Below are 1691 nucleotides of genomic sequence, written 5' to 3' on the forward strand. Positions count from 1 at the left end.
ACCTGCGCCTCGAACAGCTCGTGGATGCACTTGTGCGACGGATAGTCCGCTTCCGTCCGGTTCAGCTCCTCCAAAAGATGGGCGCGTTCGGCGGCCGGCAGGATGTCGAGCTCTCGCACCGGCTTGCCGGGCGCCTGCTCCAATGCCTGAGCCAGCTCTTCGAGCGCCCGCTGCATGTAGCCGCAGACGCGGTCCCCACAGATCGGCTCCACCACCTGTGCGGTGAGGCCGAGCGCATCGCCAAAATCCTCCACAGACAGGCTCAGCGGATAATTGGTGCGCTCCTCCTCGCCCAGCCATTCGATGCCGGCCAAGACATCGTCCGTGCTGGCGGCCGGCGTGTTGTGGCGATAGTTCATGAGCGCACTGAACAGCGGCGCCGGTGCTGCAACGCCGCTGCAGCGCTGCGCCAGCGCCAGCGAGGCATGCTCATGCGCCAGCAGCTGCGAAAGCCGCCCGTGCGTGGCCCGCACGCTGGCCTCGACCCCGGTGCCGTCGAGGTCGAGCCGCACCGGCAAGGTGTTCATGAACAGGCCGAGCGCGCGGTCGGCGCCCGGCCCGGCCTGCATGCGGCCAAACAGCACCGTGCCGAACACAACCTGCTCGCGCCCGCTGCTCAGCGCCACCACCTGGCCCCAGGCCAGGTGACAGAGGCTCGCCAGGCTCACACCCAGCCGCCGCGCCTGCGCCCGCAGCCGATCATTGAGCGCGGCCGGCAGCATCCGATGCGCCTCGCCGACCGCGCTGCCGTCGCCATGAACCTCGCTTAAACCGAACGGCAGGCTCGGCTCCTCGATGTCGCCCAGCATCTCCCGGAAGAACGCTTCATGCTCTTCGGAGGAAGCTCCTAGACGCGCCTGCGCCACCAGATTGCGGAACGGGTGCGGCGCACCAAGCTCATGCGCGCGACCCTCCAGAACCGCCCGCACCTCGCCGCGCATCACTTCCGAGGCGGTGTGATCCCCGATCAGGTGATGTTGCAGCTCCAAAAGCAGCCAGCGCCCGCCACCCGGCTCGCGCGCGATCACAAACCGCAACAAGGGCGCCCGGCCAAGCTCGAGGCGGTATTGGCGCGGATCGTACCGGCGCTTCAGTTGCTCATGACCGGGATCGCCATTCTCGTCCAGCTCGACCTCGGCAACCTCCAGCCGCGCACGACGCCACACCACCTGGGCCGGGCTCGACAGTCCATCCCACACAAAGGCCGTGCGCAGCACGTCGTGACGGTCCACCACTTGCTGGACCGCATCAAGATAGCGCTCCAACAGGGCGCGGTCGGCAAAGGCCATCTGCGAGACCAGCAGATATGGATCGCCCTTCCCGGCCAACAGGTGATGGAACAGGATGCCGTCCTGCAGCGGCGACAGGCCATAGATATCCTGGATGTTGCCAACCCCGCCCGGGACAGTCGCCACCGCCTGGTCGATCTCTTCCTGGCTCAGCTCGATCAGCGGCAGCATCGGTGGCGTGATCGCGAGAGTGTGCTCGTCGATCAGGTTGGCCGGCACGGCCACCTCGCTATGGCTGCCAAGGCTGGCGGCCAGATCGCAAAGCACCGGCCGGGCCAACAGGGTGCGCACCTCGACCCCGAGCGACTGCCGCCGCAGCCGGCTCAGCAGCCGCACCGCCAGCAGCGAATGGCCGCCGAGCTCGAAGAAGTGGTCGTGGCGGCCGACCCGATCGAGCCCCAG

Annotated in this window: 1 protein-coding gene; it reads right to left on the minus strand. The window is 67.9% G+C overall.

The features are described 5' to 3' along the window. The coding region (locus tag CK221_RS29460; protein ID WP_245322585.1) for a condensation domain-containing protein at positions 1-1691 on the minus strand (1691 nt) is incomplete at both ends.

This window comes from Mesorhizobium sp. WSM3868 (assembly GCF_002294785.1).
Lineage (GTDB): Bacteria > Pseudomonadota > Alphaproteobacteria > Rhizobiales > Rhizobiaceae > Mesorhizobium.